The sequence below is a fragment of the Hydrogenimonas cancrithermarum genome (genome assembly GCF_030296055.1).
Lineage (GTDB): Bacteria > Campylobacterota > Campylobacteria > Campylobacterales > Hydrogenimonadaceae > Hydrogenimonas > Hydrogenimonas cancrithermarum.
On the sequence record NZ_AP027370.1, the window covers coordinates 1,376,421 to 1,400,478 of the forward strand.

The window sequence follows — 24,058 nt, forward strand, 5'->3', positions numbered from 1 at the left end:
TACAATCCTTAAATGATGATGGGCATGATGACCGTCGAGAAGTTGCCGCTTTGAACGATAAAGGGCAGGTTCGGTTCGTTTAAACCCATCGTGAAATTTTCTGTATCGATATGGCTTAGAAAATCGAGCAGATAGCGGCTATTGACAGCGAGGACGAATTTCTCTTCGAAGCCTGTTGGAACATCGATTTCGGTCTGTGCTTCCGAGTTTTCGTCTCCAAGACTTTTGAAAACGATGGAGTTGGGTTCGAACGTCATCTTTATCTCTTGGGAGATAGTCGTAATCTGCTTGATTGCTTCGATGATTTTCGTCTTTGGAAGTGTCAGGGAGTATTTGACGCTTTTTGGGATGATTCGCTCATAATCGGGGTATTTTCCGTTGATAAGACGGGTAAAGAAGTAGTATCCGGGTGCCGTGATGATGAGATTGGTTTCGTCATAGTGAATTTCGATCTGATCGAAAAAGAGCTTTTGAATTTCGAGAATCGCTTTTTTGGGGATGATCATCGAAAGCGTGGTATTGCTTTCGTTCGGTATCTTACCGATCGCGAGCCGTCTTGTATCTGTACCGACGACATCGATTTCATTCTCTTTGATATTGAGGAGTGCACCGTTGAGTTCATATTTCGGATTGTTTGTATCAATGGCCGGTGATACCTTTTTGAACATCTGAATCAGCTGCATCGAATCGAGCTCTATCGAAGGAAGATCGTCGATTTCCGGAAAAGTCGGAAATTCGTCCGCATTGAACATCGGGAGCTTGAATTTCGAGTTCTCCTGTTTGATGTGGAGCGTGTCTTCGATGGTTTCGAGAATGATGTCGCCCTCTTTGAGTATGCGAACGATGTCAAGCAGCTTTTTTCCGTTGGCTGTGGCTTTTCCGTCTAGTTGAATGCTGACGTGCTCGGTATCGATTTTGAGTCCGATCTCCTGGTCTGTAGCCTTGGCAGTCAAATGGTTGTTCGATGCAATCAGCAGAACGTGAGAAGTGATCTGGGAGGTATCCTTCTTTTCCAGAAATGGCTGAAGATTGATAAGCAGAGATTCGAGTGTGCTTTTGGCCACAGCAAGTCTCATCGGAACTCCTTTTATATTTTTAATATTTTTAGTAGCAGTAGTCGTATGGCGTGTTTATGTGAAAAGCGGGCGGTAATCCCATTTTTCAGGGGTTTGTTCATTCATCTGCCGAGTCGGGGCTCTTCACCTTTTTTCACTGGTATTTATTATATCTTTTTTTCACGTCAAAATAAATAGAAGCGTCCGCTATTTGGGGTTTACTTCGTCACTCGTTCGTAGCGGACGTTATTTTGTGGCTCAACTCTTCGATTTTGGCCTTGAACGTCTCGTCGGAATCGATCATTTCGTTGATCTTTTTCATCGCGTGGCTTACGGCGGTATGGTCTTTCATACCAAAATACTGGGCAAGACTCGGCATCGAGTTGGGTGTGAGCGAACGGGCGAGGTAGATGACGATACGGCGGGCGGCCACGATGTTCTTGCTTCGGCTTTTGCTTTTGATCTCGCTCGGTTTGACGTTGAGCTCTTTTGAGACCACTTTGACGATATCGTCGATCGTGATGTTTTCGCTTCGCTCTTTGAGCTGGTTTTTTACGACGTTTTTGGCGAAATCGAGGGTGATGTTCTGGTTCATCATGTTCGCGAAGGCGTTGAGCTGGATGATGATTCCCTCGATTTCGCGGATATTGTTGCCCATGTTGGCCGCGATGTAGTTGACGATGTCGTTGTCGAGATGGATGCCGTTGAGTTCGCATTTTTTCTTGATGATAGCGATTTTGGTCTCCAGCTCCGGCGGTTGGATATCGACGATGAGTCCCCATTCGAAGCGGCTTCTGAGGCGCTCTTCCAGTCCCGCGATCTTCTTGGGATGCTGATCGGAGGTCATGACGATCTGTTTGCCGGCTCCGTGAAGCTCGTTGAAAGTGTGGAAGAGCTCTTTTTGGGTCTCCTCTTTTCGGCTGAGAAACTGGATATCGTCGAGCAGCAGGATGTCGCAGCTTCGATACTTGTCGCGGAAACGGTCCATTGTATGGTTCCGCAGATGGTGGGTAAACTGGTTCATGAATTGTTCGAGCGAGGTGAAGATGACCTGACGGCCTCGCGCGAGGTTGAAGTTGCCGATCGCGTGCAGAAGGTGGGTTTTTCCAAGGCCCGCACCGCCATAGATAAAGAGCGGATTGTAGAGTTCACCCGGTTTCTCGGCGACCCGCTGCGCCGCTGTATAGGCGAATTGGTTCGAGCTTCCTACGACAAAACTCTCAAACGTGTAGGATGGATTGAGAATCGTACTTTTGGATGAGGGTTTGGATGTGCCGATCTCCGACAATTCACCCCCTTTGGAAGTTACGCTCTTCTTTTTCGGGCTTTTGATTTCGACGACGACTTGGGGTTTTACGCCGGTCTTGATCTCGAAAAGATGGGAAATCTTCTCTCCATAGCGTGTTTTCACCCATCGTGCGATGAGTGGATTGGGTGCGTAAAATATCGCGATATCGGATCTCGAGGCCTCTTCGTCATAGCGAAGCTGTTTGATATAGCGATCGTATTCTATTTGAGGAATCTCCTGCTTGAGAAGTTCCAAAATCTGTTGTCCGAGCATCGATTCAACCTGTGAATAAAGTATGTGAAAAACTTGGAATATTTTATCCCAATTACGTTAAAATGAGGTTAGAAAAATGTGAATAGTGAGTTATTCACAGTGTGAAAAAGAGGGTGAATAACGTGAATATTCTGGGAATCGACCCTGGCAGCAGAAACTGCGGGTATGCCATTATCAAGAAAGAGGGGCGGACACTTCGCTTGATGGAGGCGGGGCTTATCAAAATCAAAGAGAGAGAACTTCAGCATCAGATTGTCGAACTGGTGGAGGGGCTGGATCTCATTTTGCACTCTCATACAGTCGATCAGGTGGCGATAGAAGATATCTTTTTCGCTTTCAATCCCAAAACGGTGCTGAAGCTGGCACAGTTTCGGGGAGCACTCAGCCTGAAAATTTTACAAGAGCTGGGAAATTTCGCGGAATATACGCCACTGCAGGTAAAAAAGGCGCTCACCGGAAACGGGAAGGCGGCGAAGGAGCAGGTGGCGTTCATGGTGAAACGGATTCTGAAGATCGATCGGGATATCAAACCGCTCGACATCACCGATGCGATGGCCGTGGCGATCACGCACGCGCAACGGCTGAAGTCATAGAGACCGGCCGGGTGTGTAGAGTTTCAATCGTATGTTTTAACGGTGAAAAGATATTTGTGCTCTTCCGGGAGTGTCTCGTAGACGGCATAGGCCAGATCACGTATCTCCCAAAGGGCCGCTTTGTCGCTTCGCAGCAGCAGGAAATTCTGTAGGCTTCTGGCATTGAGTGTCCAGGTGAGTTCGGTTTTGTAACACTCCGGCAGGGCATATTTGGCTTTGTCGTTCGAGATGCCGGCAACCAGAAGCTGACGGAGGTTTTCGAGCGCTTTGATGCTCATCTCGTTGACCAGTGCATTGTCGGTCATGACGACGTATTTTTCGGCGCGTTCGATATCTTCCGCCGTAAATGGCACCTCTTCTTTCAGCTCTTTGAGGGTATAGCGGGTGCTTTTTACGCTGAGACTCGCCATGCGATGGCGTGCGAGTTCCTGCAATACGGCACGGCTGATATCCTGAATGTAGAAGGTGTAGACCAGATGTTCGAGCGTACTGGCGTGTTTGAACTTGTTGCCGACGCGGTCGATCAGCTCCTTGTCCTTTTCGCCGCCACCGTCGCTCTTGTCGAAGCTCTGCCAGCAGGTGCGGATGGCATGGGCGCATATCTCCAGTGGCGTGTTGTGAAGAAGTGTGACTTTCATGCGCATCCTTTTTTGGCTAAAATTTTGCCAATTATAATATAAAAAAGGCCGCTTATGAAGTGTACCGAGCGTTTCCATCCCGCCATTCCCGATTTCCGAGACCCTTTCGCGCGCGACCGCGACCGCGTCATCCACACCAGCAGTTTTCGCCGCCTGGAGTACAAGACGCAGGTTTTCATCAACCATGAGGGGGACTACTTCAGAACGCGGCTGACCCATTCGTTGGAAGTGAGCCAGATCGCCCGGGCGATCGCCAATGCGCTTGATTGTCACGAAACGCTTGCCGAAACGATCGCCCTGGCACACGATCTTGGGCACACCCCCTTCGGGCATGTCGGCGGCGATACGCTCGATCGATGCCTCAAAGACGATGGCAACAAAAACGGATTCGAACACAACTTTCAATCTTTCAGGGTCGTGACCAAACTCGAGAAGCGATACGCGCCCTTCGACGGACTCAACCTCACCTTCGCCACGCTGGAAGGCATCCTGAAACACTCTTACCCTTACAGAAAACCTTTTCTGACAGAATGGTACGACGAGGTTTTCGGGCTAAACTATCACCCCTCGCTCGAAGCGATGATCGTCGACCATGCCGACGAGATCGCCTACATCAGCCACGATATCGATGATGGGATTCAGTATGGCCTCATCCGTTTTGAAGATATTCTCGAAAACGAACTGGTCGCTTATATCGATGAAAAGGTTCGGGCCGAAGGGTTGGAGCGGGGAACGAAACTTCACCGTTATCGCTTCGTCGGGATGCTTATCAGCCATCTGGTGACGGAACTCATCGCCTCGAGCCGTCCAAATCTTCCGAAATACGATACGGTTCTCTGCCGTACCATTCCCGCTTCCGAACCGGTTCCGATTGCGTTTGAAAAAACGCTTGCGACACAGATCAAAAGACTCAAAAAGATGATGTTCGACAAACTCTATCGTCATGAAAGGATCGTCAGCAAAATGCATGCAGGCAAAGAGTGCATCAAAAAACTCTATGGTGCGCTGACGGAAGATGTCGATCTTTTGCCCAAAGCGTACAAAGTGCGTCTCGAGAGGGAGAAGATGGAGCGGGTCGTTGCCGATTTTATCGCGGGGATGAGTGACCGGTACGCGCTGATGCGGTACCGGGAGATTTACGGATTGGAGTGATTACTGCTTCAACTGAAGAAGCGTCTGCAGCATCTGGTCGGAAGTGGTGATCGTTTTCGAGTTGGCCTGGAAACCGCGTTGTACGACGATGAGTTGTGTAAGAGAACGGCTCAGATCGACGTTGGACATTTCGAGGGAGGAGGCCTGGATCAAACCCCGTTTGCCCGTCGAAGCTTTGCCGATGATCGGATCGCCGGAGTTGGAGGTCTGGATGTAGGTGTTGCCTCCCGAACTCTCCAATCCGACGTTGTTGGCGAAACTGGCCATCGCCACCTGGGCCAGACCGAAACTCCTTCCGTTGGTGAAACTGCCGATGAGGGTGCCGCTTTCGTCAACCCGGATCCCGTTGAGATCACCGCCGGGATAACCATCCTGGCTGATGCCGGAGGTACTAGAGGGGTTGTCGAAACTGGTCATGCCGTCGAAGAGGTTGGCCGTACCCAGATCGAGGTTGACCGTCTGTTTCGGCCTGGAACCGTTGTTTCCGGTAAAACTGATATTGGTGGGTGAAAAGCTCGACAGGGAGCCGTCGGAATTGAAAGAGATGCTCCCCACCAGGTAGTTTTTGGGATCGGTCGTATTGATTTCCGACGGCTGCGGGACGCTGAGGATCATCATCCACTCCGATCCGCTGGTATTTTGGGCCGTTTTCCTGAATTCGAAACGGAGCGTATGTTTGGTGCCCAGAGAGTCGAAGATGTCGATGCTCGAAGCGTGGGTCGCCGAATAGAGCGACTGAGAGATCTTCGAGTCGCCATCAGGAATGGTTCCCTCCAGGGGCGTGAAAACATCGAGCAGTTTCTGATTGAGGTTATGGCCCGCACCGGTCGGTTCTCTGACAAGTACCTGCATATCGGCGCCGGAGTTGTTGATCAGCTCGTATTTTCCCTGTTCATTGATAACGACCTGTACACCGGAGTCGTTTTGCATCTGACTTCGCAAATCTTCGTTGGTGGTGAAAACAGCACCGGTCGGTGACCCGGGGATGTTGGGGTCGTCATAGACATACTCGTGCCAATTCGTTCCGCCGTCGTAGGAGACGCTGAAGGCGTCACCCTCCTGCAGGGCCAGAGACTCGCCCGTTCCGTCGAAGAGGGTTTTGAAATCGAGATAGTAGGATTTGCCGGCATTGGCGATCGCCCGGGCTTCGTCGCTGGTATTGGTGCCAGTAGTATCGAGGGCGAAGACGGTCGATTTGTTCTTGATCATCTGACCGGAGTTGAGGTTCGCTTTCAACGCGACCGTGGAGGTGGCGTTGGCAGGGGTCGTGAGTCCCGGCGGAATCGTGATGTTCTGGATCGGTCCCGTGGAGTCGATCTCGTTGGTTTCGGGGTCTCTGAGCCACCCCTGGACGATATAGCCGTTGTTGTCTACGAAGTTGCCGGCGGCGTCGAAGACGAAATCCCCGTTTCTGGAGTATTTGTAGGTTCTGCCGCCGTCGGAGCTGATGACGAAGAAGCCGTCGCCCTGGATGGCCAGGTCGGTATTTTTGTCCGTCGTTTGAACTGATCCCTGTTTGAAAATTTTGGTGATGGAGCTTACCTGGGTGCCCAGCCCCACCTGCATCGGGTTCTTGCCGCCCAGCTCCCCCTGGGGCGCCGTGGCGATCTTGCTGGTCTGATTCAGCAGATCGGCGAAGTTGACACGGCTGTATTTGAAACCGGTGGTATTGACGTTGGCGATATTGTTGCCCTCCACGTCCATTGCGATTTGGTGGGCTTGAAGTCCGGACACGCCGGCCCATAGTGAGCGCATCATGAGGCTATCCTTTGATAGTGATTTTTATTCTTTTTATCGTTAAGCAAAATTCGTTCCTATTTCTTCATATTGATCGCTTTTTGGATCATCTGATCGGCAGTCGTAATACTTTTGGCATTGGCATCGAACGCTTTTTGCATAACGATCAGTTCCGTCAAAGCGGTCGCCAGGCTGACGTTGCTGTTTTCGAGGGCATTGTTGATAACTTGTGCTCCGAGTACGGTGTTGCCCTCGTTATCGGTGAAAAAATGCGGACCACCGCTGTTGGAAGAGGTGCGAAAGATATTTCCGCCGGCTTTTTCCAGACCCTGATCGTTTTGAAAATGGAACACCGCAATTTTACCTATACTGCTGAGCCTCCCGTTGTCGAAAGAGGCGATGATATTGGCCTCCTGATCGATGCGGTAACCGTCGAGATACCCCTCCGGAAAGCCGTCCGCGACGGAAGAGGATGCGATGTCGGCACCGGCGATGGAGACCAGGCCGTCGTAGGGTGTCGTCCCGAGTGTCACCATGACCGGCCCCCCGTGATTATCGATGGAGAAGGTTGCGGGGAGTGTTTTCAGAGCTCCCCGTTCGTCGAACTCCAGAGTGCCGAGGACTTCCGAAGAGGGGGTTCCCTCCTCGTCGATATAGGCACGATATTTCCAGGAAGTTCCAAGTTCCGGCTGTTCGGCACTTTTGGTGAAGGCGATGGTCAATGTATGTTTCGATCCGTCCGGTGCGATAAGGCCGGCCCGGAGATTGAAAATCTGCCCTGTCCCATAATCGACGGGAAGGTTGGCTTTGAATTCAGCTTTGGTCGAGGCTTCGGGTGGATAATACATGCGTGTGGGAAGCTGCAGTTTCCCCTGCCCCTGCGGTGTGGTAAGGTTGACGTATTCAACCGATTTGGTGAGTACGGGAATGGTTTTCGTCGGGTCTTCCGGGTCGGGCATAAGGCCGATGTTGTCGGCACTGGTTCCGAGCAGGAAGTTCCCGCTTCCATCGACGATGTACCCTTCGGCATTGGTCGAGAAGTTGCCGCTTCGGGTATAAAACTGCTGATTGTTGATGCCGCTTACGCCGAACCATCCGTCTCCTTGTATGGCAAGGTCGAGTGCATTGTCGCTCTGTTGGAGCGTTCCTTGATTCATGCTGATCGCCGTCGATGCCAGTCTCGAGCCGAGTCCCGTCTGATCCTCCGTGGGGGAGTTGTTTCCATCGACGAGAGTCTGAGAAAAGATGGATCCGAATTCCGGCAGGTTGGCTTTGTATCCGACTGTGTTGACATTCGCGATGTTGTTGCCCCAGACGTCGATTCCGCTTTGATAGGTTTTGACACCCGAGACACCGTTATAGAATGAGGTATTCATCGTTATCCTTCATAAATCTCTTCGATCTGAGCCAGAGGGACATAACTGTTTCCGAGTTTGAAATAGGCTTCGTTGTTTTCGAACCGGACCGATTCGATCGGATAGACTCCGACGCGGCTTTTTACTTCGTTTTCATCGGGAGTGACGTAAGAGATGGAACCGTGATAGATTCCGCTATCGACTCTGTTGCCCTGGTCGTCCGTTCCGTCCCACTCGAACTGTTGCACACCTTGTGCAAGATTTTCGAGTCTGATGGTTTTGACGACATTTCCGCTCACATCGGTGATCGTGAATGTTCCCGCCTGCAACGCTTCGGGCAGGTAGAGATCGAATCGTGTCGATCCGCTCTCATCGAGACGAATATCGTCATTGCCGAGATCGGCAAGTTTGCCGATGGCGGTTACGGCACTCAAATTCTGAGAAGCTCCAAGCGTTGCAGCCAAATCTTCGAGGGCCTTGTTCGTGTTTTCCGACGATTCCAGTGATGCCAGTTCCGACGTTTGTGTCAAAATCTTTTCCGTATCCATCGGGTCGGTAGGATCCTGGTAGCGCATTTCGATAAGCAGAAGTTGTAAAAAATCGTCTTTTCCCAAAATACCGTTCGGGTTTTGGATGGTATCGTTTGCGGTGGAAATCGATGGGGTGGCCAGTGTATTTGTCACATCCATGGTCTGCTCCTTACTTAAATGTATTGGGGGATGATCAGGTCGAGCGATTCATAATTCTCGGAAATCTCTTCCATCTTAAGATAGCGGTTCTCCGCTTCCGAGCGGCGTTGGTGTTGGTGTTGCTGCTGCTGATTCATATTGAATTGCATCTGGACATCGGTGAAGCCCATCGATACGAGCTGGTTCTTCAACTCCTGCCCCTGCGTCGCCATGATTCCGATGGCGGTAGGGTTGGAATTGACCTGGATATGAAGATTATTTCCCCGGCTTATCAGCGTCACTTCGACGCTGCCGAGATCTTTGGGATCAAGTGTAAGCTGCATACGGGTAAAGGGCGGTTTGTAGTTTTCGACCTCCCTTTGCAGATTTTGTGCAAAATGGCGTATCGTCGTTTTTGCATCGGCGATTTTCTGATTCAGATGTTCCGACGTTTTTCTCTCTATCTCGTTTCGTGCCGTTTCCACTATTTCCAGATCGCTCTGCCGCGTTTTGGAAGTCGAAGATGGAATTTTTGCCTCTTCGTTTCCACTGGAACTTTGTAGTGTATTCGTCTCTATTTTTCTGTTTCCGCCGCTCTGTTCGACCGTTGAAAGAAGGTCTCTGAAGTCAGGGTTTCGCTGAGGTTTCGAAGGAGATTTCACTCGTGAAATCCTGCCATCCGAGGAAGATTTCGGAAAATCCACCGATGATCGGTTTTTCTCATGCTTGGCGTTTTCGTTCAAAATTTTCTTCTCTGTTTTCACTTTATCGAGCAGAGCCTGAAGGGTGGGTCGAGTCTCGATGGGACGGGATGCGGCCGTTTCGGCTCTTTTCGGCTGCCGGACCAGGGTGGCAACGCTTTTTGATAGATGTGGAGCGTGTTGTAAAAGTGTCTGTAGAGGTATCGGATTCTCTTTCACCGCTGCTGGAGATCGAAAGCTCTGTATGGAGACGCCGGGTTTCTCTATTTCGGACTTTATCTCTATGGCTTTGGGATTGAGCCCGAAATCCTCGGCACGTTTGACGAGGTCGCCGATCCCTTTCGATGATTTGATCGTTTGAACCGCCTCCTCTTTTTCCAGATTCCGGTTCAGCGAAGCCAGGGAAAGGATCGCGTTTCGTCGCAAGGGTATGTCGGTATGCTCTTTTGGTAGATCGCTTGAATGTTTCGTTGGATGTTTTGTCAGAAATTTCGGTAAATGTTCCAACGATAATGAACGTGTGAGAAGCTGCAAAACCGTATTTTCGAATTTCTTTGGCACCCTTTCCTCGACATCTGGACTTTTTGCATTTCGTAGGGTGGATTTGGATTTGACGAAAGGAAGCGTCTCGTTCGGCTTAAGACGAAGGTGAGGCTTTTTTGGGTCTTTTTCGGTTTTCGATTCGGAAATCAGCGATTGCATTGGTTGCATTGACGGCTTCCGCTCCCTCTTCGATACGTCGAAAAGGGAACGCGGTTCTCTCTCTTCATACGACTCGCTTTGAATCATGCTCAGAAGCTCCCTGAAAAGCTCGGGATTTTTTGTCGAATCGGAAATTTCCGGAGTTTCGGCCAATATCTCTGCCTGCACCGTTTTCAAAGGAGGAAGAATGGATGTGGCCATACGAAACCTTTCCGTTTTTTTTAAGTGTCTAAGCAAAAGATGTTCCATAACGGCATAGAAAGATGATATTTTCCGATAAGCTGCTTATATGAAGTATTTTTGGATATAATGGCGCAAATTTACAAAGTTAGTAGGAAATAGTACATATGCAAAATATTCGCAATATTGCCGTTATCGCACACGTCGACCACGGTAAGACGACACTGGTTGACGGGCTGCTGCAGCAATCGGGCACATTCGAGGCCCACAAAGAGGTGGCCGAGCGTGTCATGGACAGCAACGACATCGAAAAAGAGCGCGGGATCACGATTCTCTCCAAGAATACGGCGATCCGCTACAACGACTACAAGATCAACATCATCGACACCCCGGGCCATGCCGACTTCGGCGGGGAAGTGGAACGGGTACTTAAAATGGTCGACGGCGTTTTGCTACTGGTAGATGCCCAGGAAGGGGTTATGCCGCAGACGAAATTCGTCTTGAAAAAGGCGATCGAACTGGGCCTTCGCCCGATCGTCGTCGTCAACAAGATCGACAAGCCGGCCGCCGAGCCCGAGCGTGTCGTCGACGAAGTCTTCGACCTGTTGGTCGCCCTCGAAGCGGACGAAACGCAACTCGACTTTCCTGTTCTCTACGCCGCCGCGCGCGACGGGTATGCCAAATGGAACATGGATGACGAAAACAGAGATCTGACGCCGCTTTTCGATGCGATTTTGGAGTATGTACCGGCTCCCGAAGGAAGCCCCGACAATACACTTCAGACACAGATCTTTACGCTCGATTACGACAATTACGTCGGACGTATCGGTATCGCGCGTATCTTCAACGGGCGTGTCAAGGCGGGCGAGCAGGTGCTTTTGGCCAAAAGCGACGGGGAAAAAGTCAAGGGGCGCATCAGCAAACTGATCGGATTTTTGGGGCTCGAGCGTATCGAGATCGATGAGGCGGAAGCAGGCGATATCGTCGCGATCGCGGGTTTCAACGAGATTGATGTGGGTGACACGATCACCGATCCGAACGATCCGCAGCCGCTCGATCCGCTTCATATCGAAGAGCCCACCCTGTCGGTTATCTTCAGTGTCAACGATGGTCCGTTCGCCGGCCGCGAAGGGAAGTTCGTCACCTCAAACAAGCTCAAAGAGCGTCTCGAAAAAGAGATGCAGACCAACATCGCGATGCGCCTCGAACAACTGGGTGAAGGAAGTTTCAAAGTCTCCGGCCGCGGGGAGCTGCAGATCTCGATTCTTGCGGAAAATATGCGCCGTGAAGGGTTCGAATTTCTGATTTCCCGCCCCGAAGTCGTCATCAAAGAGGAGAACGGTGTTCGTATGGAACCGTACGAGCACCTCGTGATCGACGTACCCGAAGAGTTCAGCGGGTCGGTCATCGAGAAGCTTGGCCGCCGCAAGGCGGAGATGACTTCGATGAACCCGATGCCGGACGGTACGACGCGCATCGAGTTCGAGATTCCGGCACGCGGGCTTATCGGTTTCAGAACGCAGTTTCTGACCGATACCAAAGGCGAGGGGATCATGAACCACTCCTTCCTGGCCTATCGCCCCTTCGTCGGCAATGTCGAACACCGTGCCAACGGTGCCCTTATCTCGATGGAGAACGGCAAAGCGCTGGGTTACTCGCTTTTCAACCTGCAAGACCGTGGCACACTGTTCATCAAACCGCAGACTGAAGTCTATGTGGGGATGATCATCGGAGAACATGCCCGTCCCAACGATCTGGAAGTCAACCCGATCAAGGGCAAGAAACTCTCCAACGTCCGTTCTTCCGGTGCCGACGATGCGATCGTTCTCGTGCCGCCGCGTGAAATGACGCTCGAGCGTGCGATGGAGTGGATCGAAGACGACGAACTGGTCGAAGTGACACCGGAAAACATCCGCGTGCGCAAACGCTATCTCGATCCGCACGTGCGCAAACGTATGGAAAAACAGAAGAAGTAGTCCGCTTTCCCTTTGTCGGAGACTGCACTCGCGGTCTCCTTCTCCTCTCGATTCATTCCCATTTTGGTATACTAAAACAAGATCAAAAAAAGGGATTTTTCCATGAATTTTCTTATCGGCATCGGTGTGATACTCCTGATAGGGGTACTGATCTACAACACGCTCGTTTCCCGCCGCAATCAATGTGACAATATTTTCGCTTCGATCGACGCGCTGCTCAAAAAGCGTTACAACCTCATCCCGAATCTCGTGACGTTGATGAAAGAGTCGATGAAATACGAGAAGGGTCTGCTCGAAAAGGTGACCGAGCTTCGTTCCAAAGCGATGCAGCCAAACCTCACGCGGGAGCAGAAGATCGCCATCGCCGATGAGCTGACCCAGCCGCTGCACGGTTTGATGGTAGCGGTTGAAAACTATCCGGAGCTCAAGGCGAACGAACAGATTATACAGTTGATGCATACCCTCAACGAGATCGAAGAACAGATCGCCGCGGCAAGGCGCGCCTACAACCAGGCGGTGACCGACTACAACAACACCCGCCAGATGTTCCCCTCTTCGCTGATCGCAAACTGGTTCAATTTTGGACCTAAAACGCTTTTCGAAATACCGGAAATCGAACGCAAAAACATCGATATCAAAGAGCTGCTTGAACCGTGAAATTCAATACGTCGGATCTGCTCGATTACTACTATGAAGGGCTTTATCCGGAGCTTGAAGCGCTCGAAAAAGAGCGGAAGCGGATTGTCCGGCAGATCGTTGTCGTTTTCATTGTCGTGGCGCTTGCCCTCCTTTGGATTCTTTCGCGGACGGGAGGCAACGCAGAGACCTTCCTTTTCCTAGCCTTCGGTGCGTTCGTACTTCTCGGTTTTGTGATCAATTGGCTGATGGGCTCCTACCGTCGGCGATTCAAAGAGCGGATTTTCAGAAAAATCGTTACTAGAATCGATCCGAATCTAATTTACATTCCGGACGGAATGATCCCAAAAACCATTTTTCGGCTCAGTGGCCTCTTCAGTGACGATATCGACCACTACGACGGCAACGACCTGATCAGAGGGAAGATCGGTGAAACGCCGATCGAGTTCAGCGATCTGACGGTGGAGAAGGAGACGACCGATGCGAAAGGCAGAAAAGATCGCCATACCATCTTTGCGGGCACTTTCATCATGACGGAATTTCACAAATCGTTCAAGCATACTACGATGGTGTTTCCCGATATCGCGGAGAGATATCTGGGAGTTTTGGGTGGCTGGTTGCAGGGCATGGCCAGTAAAAAGCTGGTCCGTATGGACAATCCTGCGTTCGAAAAGGAGTTCAAAGTCTATGCGGACGACCCGATCGAGGCACACTATCTGTTGACGCCGATTATCATGGAGAAACTGGTGGCCTTGAAAAAAAGGGCCGATGCACCCCTCTATCTCTCCTTCAAGTACGACAAACTCTTCATCGCCATCGCCAACGGGGGCGACTGGTTCGAACCGACACTGCTGAAGTCACTTTTGAGCATCGACATTTTCAAAGCGTACATAGAGAATCTTAATCTTATTCTCGGTATCGTAGAGGAGCTCAATCTGAACCGACGAATCTGGAGCAAGGAGTAAAGATGGAGAATAGAGAGGTTTTTCTAAAGGCGATGCAGGAACGATATTCCTGCAAGCGATTTGACGAAAACAGAAAGATCCCCAAAGAGGATCTGGAGATGATTTTGGAGTTCGGCAGGCTCAGCCCCTCATCGTTCGGGATGGAGCCGTGGCGCTTCAGTGTCGTGCAGAGCCAAACGCTGAAGGAGCGGATCAGACCGCTCTGCTGGGACCAGCCACAGATCACCACCTGCAGCGATCTGGTGCTCGTCAAATCGATCCTCGGACCGCTGGCCCCCGGCAGCCGCTACAGCAGGGATATGCTCTCCCGACGCGACCTTCCCAAAGAGAAGGTCGAAGCCTACTGTGACTTGTACGATACCTTCGCCGCGCATAAACTGGCGACGGAGGGGCTGTTTTGCTGGGGATCGAAGCAGTGCTACATCGCGGCGGCCAACATGATGACGGGTGCGGCCGCAATGGGGATCGACAGCTGCCCGATCGAAGGTTTCGAGAAGGAGAAGGTGGAGGCGCTGCTTGAAATGGACCCGGCCAAAGAGGAGCTTGCGCTTATCATCGCTTTCGGTTATCGGGTCAAGCCGGCGCCGGAAAAGATCCGGCTTCCGCTCGATCAAATCGTAGAGTATCTTTAAAAATCCCAGACGGCGCCGACGAAAAACCCTTCGATGTCGACGTCGCTGCTGGTATCTTCCACATCGTCGAGCTTGTATTTCTGAGCCCGATATCCCGCTTCGACACCCAGCCCCATCGTGAAGGTATAGCGCAGGTCCGCCTGCAGATCGTAGACGGTGCTTCCGTCGTAGGTGATGTAGTTTCCTTCGGCACCGACGGAGAGACCTTCGAAAAACGGAATCGGAACACGGACGTTCGCGTAAATGAGCGGGAGAACGAAGGAGAGATCGCTTTTGTCGTGCTGTTCGCCAGGGGTACCGGGGTTGACGGTGATATCGGTATATCCGTCGATATAGCGTGCCGTGATACCGAGATCCAGATCCATTCCGATATCGATGATTTCGTAATAGAAAGTCGCATCGTAACTGTTGAGCTGGGCATCGGTCGATGTCTTGGAGCCGGCGGGAATCGTGATATCTCCAAACTGATAGTCGTTCGTCGATTCTCCTTCTCCACTGCTGGTCGCCTGGGTGTAGGCGAGTTTTATGTTGGGCAGTATAGGAATCGGATGTTCGATTTTCGCACGAATGTAGATTTCACTTTTTGTATCGAGGTTCAGATCTTTGTTCAGATCGATCTTGTTGGCATCTGTCGGGTTCGACGGGTATTGGATCCAACCGCTCGGTTCGTGGTTCCATCCTCCGACGGCGATCTCCCCGCCGATGGTATCGGCCGTTGCCGTTGTCGCCGTGAACGCGATCACGGCGGAAGCGATGAGGGATATTCTTTTCATCTGTATCCTTGTTTCTTGAGATTGTTTTTATACGGCTATATCGGCCGATTCGACGTGATCGTTATGCCCTTTTGAAGTTTCAGGATCGAAAAGGCCGTGAGCGCGATCATGGATTCGATAAGAAACAGATACTCGCCATAGATCTGTCCGGCCAGAATAGCTCCGACAAAACCGCCCAGCCCATAGGAGATGCCCAGAAAAAATTGCTGTGCCAGCGCTTTTTGGCGGTAGAGTGAATAGAGCAGCGTGATCGATGCGCTGTGATAGAGTGCGAAACCGAGCGCATGGAGGCTCTGGGTGGCGAAAGTCATTGCCAGGGAATCGGGAAAGAGCCATAGCAGCATCCACCGCAGTGCCGTGACGGCGATCGTGATCTGCAGAATGACGAGCAGATTTTTATGGAGTAGCGGACCCTGGAAGTAGAGCATGGCGATTTCACAGATGACGCCGAAACTCCAGAGCCAGCTGGTCATCTCGAGTCCGATGCCGTGGCTGGTCTCGTAGATCGTGAAAAAGTTGTAGAATCCTCCGAAACTCACCTGCATTAGAAAGAAGCTGAGCCACAAAGGCCAGAAGCGCAGGATCGAAAAGTTTGCGCCACTCCCCTTTTTTTCGCTTTTGGCGTGGTGTGGTTTCAGGCCGTAGACGATGGCCAGCCCACTGAGCGTCGTCATCAGAGTCGTGCCAAGGAGGTAGTGGAGCGCATCCAGAGGTGTTTCCAACACTTTCCCGAGCCACAATGCAATCAGCATAAAACCGATGGAACCGAAAAGCCTCGAACGCCCGTAGATGTGCCTGTCGAGCACTTCGAGCGCCCGGGCTTCGACAAAGGGCAAAGAGATACTGATGGAGGCACCGAAAAGGAGATTGACCGCGAGGAGTGCCTTGAAATGCTCCAGTGCCGGGTAGAAAAGAAGGACCGAGATGGAGAGGATGATCAGTGAAAGAGTATAACTCTTTCGATCGAGTTTGATATGCTTGAGAAAAAAGAAGGGGACCAGAAACCGCATCAGCGGTGCCGCCGAAAGAAGCACTCCAATCTGTGCACTCGAGTAACCGGCCATCTGCAGCGCTTTGGGAAAGAAGATGACATAGACGCCGATAATGGCGAAATAGAAGAGATAAAAAGCCGAAAGCCGCCAGAACATGATGGTGGGACTTAACGCGGTCTGTAGACGATGCAGGTACCGGAGACCAGGTCGTGCAGCCCCTCTTTATGCCGCATGATAAAGGGTAGGAACATACCGAAAAAGGAGAGAATGGCGGTTTGAAGCATCACATAGCGCAGGAACAGTTTGACGATGCCGGGTTTTTCTCCCGTTTGCGGATCGATAAGGGTAAGGTCGTATGCCTTCATTCCCGGTGTCTGGGCTTTGAGTTTCCAAAAAAGCAGCGTTGCCGCCATATGCACGATGAGAATGATGAGCCACCCCTCTCCCATGTGTTCGCGGAACCCTTCGCGGTCTCCCATGACAAGATAGATGACGATGTAGAGTATCGGCATCGTAATCATGAAAGTGTCGGTCAAAAAGGCTTTGAGGCGCAGAGTGATCGGAGCGCATGGCAATGCGGTTTCATCGGAGGTTTTTCTCTTTTCTCTTCGCTTCCCGATCTTTCCCTGTTTGACTTTGCGCCAGCGCCCCATCGGTTTTCCTTAGTTGCCGCGGCTGCCGGGCTTGATCGCTTCGCTGCCCGCTTTGCACATCGGGCACTCCTCCGGGCTGTACATCGGGAAGTCGAAGTCCGCAAGTGCGAAGAAGGGTTTGTCTTCGGGCAGTTTGCAGTTGGGTTTGCGGTCCAAGTCACTGCCGATACGTTTGCAGAAGCCGCGGTTGGCGAGTGCCGCGAACCCGACGACTTTCGCACCCAGCCTCTCCACTTCGGCTGCCGCTTCCATCGCGGAGCCGCCGGTGGTGATGATATCTTCGCAGATGAGGATCTTCTCATTCTCTTTTACCTCGAATCCGCGGCGCAGCGTCATGGTGCCATCGACCCGTTCGGTAAAGATGTAGCGGCAGTCCAGTGCCGTCGCCAGCGCGAAGCCTGCAATGAGCCCACCGATGGCGGGTGAACAGACGGTGTCGACCTCGAGCCCGTATTCCCTGATCTGCGCCGCCAGCGCTTCAGCCAGAATTTTGGCGGTCTTCGGGTCTTCGAGGACTTTGGCCGACTGAAGGTAGTATTCGGAGTGGTTGCCGGAGCTCAGTTTGAAGTGGCCGTGCAGCAAGGCATCGGCATCCATATAGATCTGTTTGATATCCATCGTTTCAATATCTCCTTTTCATTCGAGCGAAGCTCCAATGAAAATTCCTTTCACTAAAGCTACGCCATACGGCGAGACGACGCAAGCGTCGGTTAGACCTTCAGGACTTCGGCTTCTTTCGCTTTGACCAGTTCGTCGACCTTTTTGATGTATTCGTCGGTGATCTTCTGGACCTGGTCATGCCCTTTTTTCTCTTCATCCTCTGTGATCGTCTTCTCTTTGGCCAGTTTTTTCACTTTGTCGTTGGCGTCGCGGCGGATGTTTCGAATGGCGATTTTGGCCTTCTCTCCCATCGCTTTGGCCTGCTTTGCGCTCTCCTGGCGTTGTTCGACCGTCATCGGCGGGAAAAAGAGCTTGATCGTCTCGCCGTCGTTGTTCGGGTTGACACCGATATTGGCCTGCTGGATCGCGTGTTCGATCTCCGGAAGCAGGTTTTTCTCCCACGGTGTGATCGTGATGGTTTGTGCATCGGTGGCGATGACGCTGCCCACCTGGTTGAGTGGAGTCGGCGTACCGTAGTAGTCGACCTTGATGCTGTCGACAATGTGTGTCGAGACACGGCCGGTGCGGATCGTGCTGAAATCTTTTTTCAGGACGTCGAGGCTTTTTTCCATATGCTCCTTGGCATACTCGTATACTTCGTTGAGCTCTTCCATGATCGTTCTCCTTATGGCTTTACCAAAATTTTTGTGCTTATTTTATCGTTATCAAGCTTTAAAATGAGACGGCTTCGGCGGTTTTTGAGCGGTTTGTCGAGCGTGAGGTTCACTTCACCGTCATTCAAATCCACCCATCGCCATCCGTAGCCTGTAAGGTACAGCTGAGCCCGTTTGGCGTTGGTTGGAATGTCGATTTTGATGCGGACATCGCGGACGATGCCCTCTTTGGGCCACGCTTTGGGTTCGATCCATTCTGCCGGCAGGAATTTTATGCCGAGTTTGCTTTTCAGATCGGGATCGCCCGTGAGCGCGATCCGGTCGAGATCGTATGGGTCCGAGGCTTCCGATACGGCGCCGACATTCTGGTTGCAGATGGCATCGAAACCGAAACTCTCGGCAATCGCTTTGACACGCCCGTCATACTCGCCGTACGGGTAGGCGAAATATTTCGGACGTTCCCCGGTTCGCAGTTTCATCAACGCGAGACCGGTCTCGAAATCTTTTTCGAGGAAGGTGTCGCTTTGGGAAACCATGTGGGGATGGGTATGCGAGTGAAAGCCGAGTTCCCCGTACTTTTTGGCATCGTTGATCTGCTCCCACGTCATGAAGTCACCGTAGTGCGATTCGGTTCCTTTCGTATAGACAAAGAGGGTAAAAGGGTAGCCGTAGGCTTTGAAAATCGGCAGGCCGTTGACGTAGAAGCTTTTGAAACTGTCGTCGATCGTCAATACAACCCAGTTGTCGGGAATGGGCCGTTTGGCTTTGAGCGCCGTGACGAGTCGTGAAAGTGGAACGATCTCGTAACCGTGTGCCTTGAAATAGTCGAACTGTTTTTTAAGTACGTCGATCGTCGTATCGGTCGAGGGGTGGCGGGTGTCGCCGAAACGGTGGTAAACGAAGATGTGGGCATCGGCCCAGAGGCTCGTCGCGATGAGCCAGAGTCCGATGAAAAGGCGCATTATTTGGTGGCAGGCGCCATGGGTGCTGCCGGTGCGGCAGGCACAGTAGGTGTAGCCGGTGGTGTCGGGACACTGCTTTCGGTTGTGATCTCGTCGACGACCGACTGGTTGTAGATTTTGTTGTACATGTAACCCAGTGCGATCGTGTTGAGGACAAAAAAGAAGGCGATGGTGAAGGTCGCTTTGACAAGAAAGCCGGCGGGGCCCTTCGCGCCGAATACCGACTCGTTGGAGCCACTGTAGGCGCCCAGGCCGATCGATGAACTCTTTTGAAGCAGAACGAGAATGGTCAATACGACGGCCAGTACGATTTGAAGTGCAAATAAAACGGTAATCATTATGAAAAAAGCCTTTACAAGGTGTGGGTGGTATAATTAGCGCGCTATTATATCCAAAACATTATTGAAAGTAAATATGGCTGCACATAGAGAGTTTCGTCGTTTTGCCCGCAGTTACGGCCGTTATAACCTTATACAGACCCGCGTGGCGGAAGCACTGGCCAAAAAGGTGCCGAAACCCTTCTCCCGCATTGTCGACCTCGGATGCGGGACGGGCGGCTTTTTCAGAGCCTATGAACATCCGTTCATAAGCTATCTGGCCATCGATATCGTTCCCGAAATGACGGCGATCCATCCCAGTGGGTCCGGGGTCGAGACGATGGTCGGAGATTTTAACGACCCGGCACTTTTCGAGAGGCTCAAAAGTAGAGATTTCGACCTGCTCGTCTCCTCTTCCGCTCTGCAGTGGAGCCGGGATCTCGACTGGACGCTCGCGCAGATCAAAGATCTCGGCCGTCCCGTCGCCCTTGCGATTTTCACTTCCGGTACCTTCGCCGCACTGCATGAAACGGCGGGTATCGCCTCTCCGATCCGCTCCAAAGATGAGACGATCGCACTCCTGCACAAACACTTCGATGTGCGGATCGATATTTTGAAATATAGACTCTATTTCAAGGATACACTCTCGATACTGCGTTATATCAAGCGAAGCGGCGTAAGCGGCGGAACGCGCAGGCTCGGTTACAGGCAGACCCGGCAGATTCTGCAGGAGTATCCGCTTGCCTATCTGCAGTTCGAAGTGGTTGTGGCGGTGGGAAAATAGCGGACAAGGGCCGTCCTCTCGATGCCGTGCGGTAGATCCGGAAAACGGCAGTGGCAAGATGGAAGAGACGACCGTTTTCATCCATGGAAGCGAACCTCGTTTTATGGTATTATTTGTGGATTATTCGTGAATTTAATAAATATATGGAACGCTGACGTGGCACAACGATGGAAAAAAAATCTGAAAGAAGCGGTCTGCATCAACTCCTATACCCACAATAAGAGAGGGGTCGATGCGACAGGGGGGCTTTTTCGCAACTGGTTGGAAGAGATAGGCTTCGAAACGCGGGTCTATCCGCGTGAATTGATTGGCGACCATCTTCATTTCGTCTCTCCCAAAAGTGGCGGGAGAGAAAAAATTCTGCTGCTGGGACATCTCGATACCGTCTTCCCTCCCGGCACGTTCGAGGGCTTCGAAGAGGATGAGAGATGGGTTTATGGCCCGGGAGTTTGCGACATGAAAGGCGGTAACGTCGTCGCGCTCGAAGCGCTTCGGGCGATATATGCCGCCAATGGGACGATCGAAGATATCGATCTGCTTTTTGTGAGTGACGAAGAGACCGGAAGCGACGATTCGAAGCAGCTCACAGGCGAATTGGCCAGAGGTTACGACAAATGTTTCGTCTTCGAGGCGGCGGGAGAGCATATGGAAGTGGTGGTTGGCCGCAAAGGGATCGGAACGTTCGAAATCACGATCGAGGGCAAAGCGGCCCATGCCGGCACAAGTTACGCGAAAGGGGTCGATGCCAATCTCGAAGCGGCGCTGAAGCTGCAGAAGCTGGTTGAACTGACCGACCTCGAAAAGGGTTCGACCGTCAATGTCGGAAAGATCGAGGGTGGCATCGGAGCCAACACGATCAGCCCGCATGCCAAATTGCTTTTCGAACTTCGCTACGCCAACCATAGAGAGAAAGAGAGAGTGATGCGCGCTCTGGACGAAATCGTCTCGACCGACTTCGTCGAAAGGACTTCGTCGCGTCTTGGCGGGTCGATCCAGCGAGACGTGATGGAACCCAATGTGTGGCAAAAAGCGTTGATCGAGGCGATGGAGCGCATCTCAGGGCAGAGGCTTCCTGTCGAAAGCCGTGGTGGCGTGAGCGACGCCAACATCGTCGCATCCGCCGGTGTCGTGACGATCGATGGGCTGGGCCCCTACGGCGATGGGGACCATACCCCAAAAGAGCGGGCGTTGAAAACGAGTTTCGATGAGCGGATCGATTTGATGACGAAGGTGCTGATGCATCATCAAAAATATGGAGAGATAGTGTGAGACGAATCGGGATTTGGATGTATCAAAACGGTGGCGGAGATCTGATCGAGAAGAAGATCGTCGATCGGTTGAAAGAGCGCGGTATCGAGGCGGTGACGGGGCTCAACCTTCGCCAAGCCTATGTGGAAAACGGTACCACGATCTGCAACGGCACGAAAATGGAGGAGCTGGATCTGTTTTTCAGTTACAATGCGGGCGAACAGACGCAGTACCAGATGTTTCTTTACGAGGCGCTCGACCGGGTCGTTCCATGCATCAACAATTTCCGCTCGTTTGCGCTGACAGAAGACAAATTCCAAACGGCACATCTTCTTCGCAACAACGGCGTTCCGACGGCCGATTTCCGTCTCTGCCACCGTGACGACAGCGCGCGTCTGCGGCAATTCATGAGAGAGTGGAAACAGATGGTTTACAAACCGACCGACGGCTGGGGCGGCGTGGGGCTGACGAAGATCGATTCGCAGGAGACACTCGATATGCTGATGCCCTTTTTGAACCAGATGGATCTGCGGTTCTTCTATGTCGAAAAATTCATCGACTACGACAACACCGACTACAGGGTCGACATCGTCGATGGTGAATATATCGGTTGTTACGGCCGAAAAGCGGGCGGTAGCGACTGGCGCACCAATGTCACGAGCGGCGGCAGCGTGTTTTTGCGGGAACCGGAGGACGCCGTTGTCGAATTGGCGCTCAAGGCCGCGAAAGTGACGGGTCTGGAAATCGCAGGCGTCGACATCATCTATGACCGGTCCAAAGAGGAGTACATCGTCCTCGAAGTCAACGGCATTCCAGCGTTCGCGATACCGGAGCAGGAGAAAATCGGACTCGATTTCAATGACAAAAAGATCGACAAAATCGTCGATCTGATCGACAGAAAAACGAAAAAATAAAACAAGGACAATAGACAATGGCTAAAAACAAGAAACTTCCGAAGCTCGGGCTTCTTTACCTGGATTACGTTTTGCGGTTCTTCGACCGCTCCAACTTCAAGGGGTGGCCCGACAAGATCGAGCAGGTGGTTTATCACTGGGGGAACGACAAAGATCGTTTCATCGAAGAGGTAAAAAAGAAGAAGATCGACATTCTCATAGGCAACATTCCCGCAACGGCGTACGAAACCTTCCGTGAAATCGCCAAAGCGCTTCCGCATGTACGTTTCGTTCCCTCGATCGAGACGCAGTTCGCGAACAAGTCCAAAGAGAATGTCACCCTCTTTTGCGAAAAGCACAATCTCTCGCATCCGAAGACGAAAATATTCTACAACCGAGACGAGGGGTACAAATACCTCGAAACGTGCGACTATCCGGTCATTGTCAAAAGAAGTTACGGCCCCTCCAATTACGGCGGCTACTATGTCCACAAAGTCAAGTCCAAAGAGGAGGCGAAGAAGCTTTTCGACGAGAAGAAGTATATGCCGATGTACATCCAGGAGTGCATTCCCCTGCGCGCCGACATCCGCGTCATGCTGATCGGCCACAAACCGGCATGTGCCTTCTGGCGTGTCGCGGGTGAAGATATGGATCTGACCAATACCTCGCAGGGTGGCTACATGACATACGACGGCGTGCCGATGGGTGCGCTGGAGCTGGCGGTCGAGGCCTCCAAAGCGGCCAAAGCCGAATACTGGGCATGCGACATCGCCGAATACGACGGCAAATACTACATTCTCGAATGTGCGACGGCGTTTGCGGCGTTTCCCTACTTTCGCGACTGGATCGGGCAGTATCTGATGTGGGACTTTTCCGAGGGGCGTTTCCCGAAACCGCACATTCCGCTCTACAACTGGGAAGAGCTCGGCAAGATCAATCCTCAGCTGTTGCGTACGATGCGTCACATCGGCTTCAGCAAATATGTCCCTTCGACCGATGGCGCTTGCTACATCAACGACAAAGATGGCGAGTGGGATGTCGAGCTGACGGAGGAGAGTCTCCCCGAAGATCTTCCTGACAACAGCCACCTTTTCGAAACCATCGAGAACGAAGAGGAGCTGCCGGAAGTGATCAAGCAGGAGGCGAAGCACGGTGAAGCGATCCACAGCGATCTGGACGAAAGTGAAATGTCGCTCGAAAGCGTCACGCTGACGGAGTTGATGACGCTGCACGGAATGGAGGAGGAGATCGCCGTCGAAGTGATCCGCTACATCCACAGCCACGATATCAAGAGTATCGACGAGCTCTTCGAAGTAGAAGGGATCGACAAGCAGATGTTGAAAGTGTGGGCCGAAGAGCTGCACAGCAAGACGGATGTCAACAGAGCGGGCGTCAAAGCGCTCGGAAAAATCAAGTCGATCGGCAAAAAGCTGGCCGAAAAGATTGTCGAGTATCGCGAAAAGCACGGCCCTTTCAAAAGTTTGGAAGATATGTTGGAAATAAAAGGTCTGGGTAAAAAGAAACTCGCTAAAATCCGCGACCACATCGCGATCAAGTAAGCGAGATGCAAAAGCGCGGTTGACCCGCGCGAGCCAGCCGCTGACGCGAATC

Annotated in this window: 24 protein-coding genes; 10 read left to right on the plus strand and 14 right to left on the minus strand. The window is 51.9% G+C overall.

Annotated features, from left to right (window positions below):
* Positions 1 to 8 precede the first annotated feature (8 nt).
* A complete protein-coding gene (gene dnaN / locus QUD54_RS07065; protein WP_286336055.1) occupies positions 9 to 1,076 on the minus strand; it encodes a DNA polymerase III subunit beta in 1,068 nt (355 codons plus the stop codon).
* A 205-nt stretch (positions 1,077 to 1,281) separates the two neighbouring features.
* Complete coding sequence (dnaA, locus tag QUD54_RS07070; RefSeq protein ID WP_286336056.1) at positions 1,282 to 2,616, minus strand: chromosomal replication initiator protein DnaA; 1,335 nt, start codon at positions 2,614 to 2,616, stop codon at positions 1,282 to 1,284.
* A gap of 122 nt (positions 2,617 to 2,738) precedes the next feature.
* Here dnaA and ruvC point away from each other — a divergent pair, with 122 nt between their 5' ends.
* Positions 2,739 to 3,209, plus strand: a complete 471-nt coding sequence (ruvC, locus tag QUD54_RS07075) for a crossover junction endodeoxyribonuclease RuvC (RefSeq protein WP_286336057.1) — start codon at positions 2,739 to 2,741, stop codon at positions 3,207 to 3,209.
* A 23-nt stretch (positions 3,210 to 3,232) separates the two neighbouring features.
* On the opposite strand, the gene thyX is transcribed toward ruvC, so the two are convergent.
* On the minus strand, positions 3,233 to 3,847 hold the full coding sequence (thyX, locus tag QUD54_RS07080) for an FAD-dependent thymidylate synthase (protein WP_286336058.1): 615 nt from the start codon (positions 3,845 to 3,847) through the stop codon (positions 3,233 to 3,235).
* A gap of 54 nt (positions 3,848 to 3,901) precedes the next feature.
* Between thyX and QUD54_RS07085 the strand changes: the two genes are divergently transcribed.
* Complete coding sequence (locus tag QUD54_RS07085; protein ID WP_286336059.1) at positions 3,902 to 4,999, plus strand: deoxyguanosinetriphosphate triphosphohydrolase; 1,098 nt, start codon at positions 3,902 to 3,904, stop codon at positions 4,997 to 4,999.
* On the opposite strand, the gene QUD54_RS07090 is transcribed toward QUD54_RS07085, so the two are convergent.
* The 4 genes from QUD54_RS07090 to fliK are packed head-to-tail and all read right to left on the minus strand — an operon-like array spanning position 5,000 to position 10,363.
* A complete protein-coding gene (locus QUD54_RS07090) occupies positions 5,000 to 6,757 on the minus strand; it encodes a flagellar hook-basal body complex protein (protein ID WP_286336060.1) in 1,758 nt (585 codons plus the stop codon). It abuts the gene before it with no gap.
* Between the two features lie 56 nt (positions 6,758 to 6,813).
* Positions 6,814 to 8,112, minus strand: coding sequence for a flagellar hook protein FlgE (locus tag QUD54_RS07095; protein WP_286336061.1), 1,299 nt, complete (start codon positions 8,110 to 8,112; stop codon positions 6,814 to 6,816).
* A gap of 2 nt (positions 8,113 to 8,114) precedes the next feature.
* Positions 8,115 to 8,780 carry a FlgD immunoglobulin-like domain containing protein gene (locus QUD54_RS07100; protein ID WP_286336062.1) on the minus strand — a complete coding sequence of 222 codons (666 nt, stop codon included), beginning with the start codon at positions 8,778 to 8,780 and terminating at the stop codon, positions 8,115 to 8,117.
* 14 nt (positions 8,781 to 8,794) lie between these two features.
* Positions 8,795 to 10,363, minus strand: coding sequence for a flagellar hook-length control protein FliK (gene fliK / locus QUD54_RS07105; RefSeq protein WP_286336063.1), 1,569 nt, complete (start codon positions 10,361 to 10,363; stop codon positions 8,795 to 8,797).
* A gap of 146 nt (positions 10,364 to 10,509) precedes the next feature.
* Between fliK and typA the strand changes: the two genes are divergently transcribed.
* The 4 genes from typA to QUD54_RS07125 all read left to right on the plus strand — a co-directional run bounded on the left by typA (position 10,510) and on the right by QUD54_RS07125 (position 14,551).
* Positions 10,510 to 12,318 (plus strand): translational GTPase TypA, encoded by a 1,809-nt coding sequence (gene typA / locus QUD54_RS07110; protein WP_286336064.1) that lies wholly within the window; start codon positions 10,510 to 10,512, stop codon positions 12,316 to 12,318.
* A gap of 102 nt (positions 12,319 to 12,420) precedes the next feature.
* Positions 12,421 to 12,975 (plus strand): LemA family protein, encoded by a 555-nt coding sequence (locus QUD54_RS07115; RefSeq protein WP_286336065.1) that lies wholly within the window; start codon positions 12,421 to 12,423, stop codon positions 12,973 to 12,975.
* Positions 12,972 to 13,919, plus strand: coding sequence for a DUF3137 domain-containing protein (locus QUD54_RS07120; protein ID WP_286336066.1), 948 nt, complete (start codon positions 12,972 to 12,974; stop codon positions 13,917 to 13,919). Before QUD54_RS07115 ends, QUD54_RS07120 begins: the two co-directional genes overlap by 4 nt.
* A 2-nt stretch (positions 13,920 to 13,921) precedes the next feature.
* Positions 13,922 to 14,551: an NAD(P)H-dependent oxidoreductase gene (locus QUD54_RS07125; protein ID WP_286336067.1), complete on the plus strand. Its 630-nt coding sequence runs from the start codon at positions 13,922 to 13,924 to the stop codon at positions 14,549 to 14,551.
* On the opposite strand, the gene QUD54_RS07130 is transcribed toward QUD54_RS07125, so the two are convergent.
* The 7 genes from QUD54_RS07130 to secG all read right to left on the minus strand — a co-directional run bounded on the left by QUD54_RS07130 (position 14,548) and on the right by secG (position 19,543).
* On the minus strand, positions 14,548 to 15,324 hold the full coding sequence (locus QUD54_RS07130) for a TIGR04219 family outer membrane beta-barrel protein (RefSeq protein ID WP_286336068.1): 777 nt from the start codon (positions 15,322 to 15,324) through the stop codon (positions 14,548 to 14,550). The two genes, QUD54_RS07125 and QUD54_RS07130, sit on opposite strands and share 4 nt — an antisense overlap.
* 35 nt (positions 15,325 to 15,359) lie before the next feature.
* Positions 15,360 to 16,472, minus strand: coding sequence for an MFS transporter (locus tag QUD54_RS07135; protein ID WP_320051515.1), 1,113 nt, complete (start codon positions 16,470 to 16,472; stop codon positions 15,360 to 15,362).
* An 11-nt stretch (positions 16,473 to 16,483) separates the two neighbouring features.
* Positions 16,484 to 16,969, minus strand: a complete 486-nt coding sequence (locus tag QUD54_RS07140; RefSeq protein WP_286336069.1) for an RDD family protein — start codon at positions 16,967 to 16,969, stop codon at positions 16,484 to 16,486.
* Between the two features lie 9 nt (positions 16,970 to 16,978).
* Complete coding sequence (gene pyrE, locus QUD54_RS07145; RefSeq protein ID WP_286336070.1) at positions 16,979 to 17,587, minus strand: orotate phosphoribosyltransferase; 609 nt, start codon at positions 17,585 to 17,587, stop codon at positions 16,979 to 16,981.
* Positions 17,588 to 17,679: 92 nt separating this feature from the next.
* Entirely contained in the window at positions 17,680 to 18,243 is a 564-nt protein-coding gene (frr, locus tag QUD54_RS07150) for a ribosome recycling factor (RefSeq protein ID WP_286336071.1), read from the minus strand.
* A gap of 11 nt (positions 18,244 to 18,254) precedes the next feature.
* On the minus strand, positions 18,255 to 19,205 hold the full coding sequence (locus QUD54_RS07155; RefSeq protein WP_286336072.1) for a polysaccharide deacetylase family protein: 951 nt from the start codon (positions 19,203 to 19,205) through the stop codon (positions 18,255 to 18,257).
* Positions 19,205 to 19,543: a preprotein translocase subunit SecG gene (gene secG / locus QUD54_RS07160; RefSeq protein ID WP_286336073.1), complete on the minus strand. Its 339-nt coding sequence runs from the start codon at positions 19,541 to 19,543 to the stop codon at positions 19,205 to 19,207. The genes QUD54_RS07155 and secG overlap by 1 nt, the downstream gene beginning before the upstream one ends.
* Before the next feature lie 76 nt (positions 19,544 to 19,619).
* Between secG and QUD54_RS07165 the strand changes: the two genes are divergently transcribed.
* The 4 genes from QUD54_RS07165 to QUD54_RS07180 all read left to right on the plus strand — a co-directional run bounded on the left by QUD54_RS07165 (position 19,620) and on the right by QUD54_RS07180 (position 24,006).
* Positions 19,620 to 20,306 (plus strand): methyltransferase domain-containing protein, encoded by a 687-nt coding sequence (locus QUD54_RS07165; RefSeq protein ID WP_286336074.1) that lies wholly within the window; start codon positions 19,620 to 19,622, stop codon positions 20,304 to 20,306.
* A gap of 156 nt (positions 20,307 to 20,462) precedes the next feature.
* Complete coding sequence (locus QUD54_RS07170) at positions 20,463 to 21,575, plus strand: M20 family metallopeptidase (RefSeq protein ID WP_286336075.1); 1,113 nt, start codon at positions 20,463 to 20,465, stop codon at positions 21,573 to 21,575.
* Positions 21,572 to 22,468 carry an ATP-grasp domain-containing protein gene (locus tag QUD54_RS07175; RefSeq protein WP_320051516.1) on the plus strand — a complete coding sequence of 299 codons (897 nt, stop codon included), beginning with the start codon at positions 21,572 to 21,574 and terminating at the stop codon, positions 22,466 to 22,468. Before QUD54_RS07170 ends, QUD54_RS07175 begins: the two co-directional genes overlap by 4 nt.
* Positions 22,469 to 22,485: 17 nt before the next feature.
* A complete protein-coding gene (locus QUD54_RS07180; RefSeq protein ID WP_286336076.1) occupies positions 22,486 to 24,006 on the plus strand; it encodes a helix-hairpin-helix domain-containing protein in 1,521 nt (506 codons plus the stop codon).
* Positions 24,007 to 24,058 lie beyond the last annotated feature (52 nt).